Here is a 278-nt window from a genome sequence, read left to right as displayed (position 1 = left end):
CCTCGTCCATCAGGCTCTCGATCTCGAACGCGTTCATGTTGCCGCCCACCATCAGGCGCAGGTAGTCGGTCAGGAATTCGACGATGTGGCGATCGGCGAGGATCTTCGGGTATTGCGTGAAGATCGGGCTCTTGTCCGGATCGTCGATGTCGGCTTCGAGCGTCAGCGTGCCTTCCTTGCGCTCCTTCGCTAGCAGCACGTACAGGAGCGCCATCAGCTCCATATAGACGTCCTTCGTGTACTTCGAGCCCTTGAAGAGCGTCGGCAGCACGAGCAGC

1 protein-coding gene is annotated in these 278 nt (G+C 59.7%); it reads right to left on the bottom strand.

What is annotated here, in order from left to right; all coding sequences use genetic code 11:
- Positions 1-278: motility-associated protein (locus tag R0J88_RS19690; RefSeq protein ID WP_410900827.1), on the bottom strand; the 278-nt coding region annotated here is incomplete at both ends.

The sequence above is a fragment of the Pseudoalteromonas sp. SIMBA_162 genome, assembly GCF_046535955.1.
GTDB lineage: Bacteria > Pseudomonadota > Gammaproteobacteria > Enterobacterales > Alteromonadaceae > Pseudoalteromonas > Pseudoalteromonas marina.
Note: the sequence above shows the minus strand (reverse complement) of the source record. Positions and strands in the feature narration are given on the sequence as shown.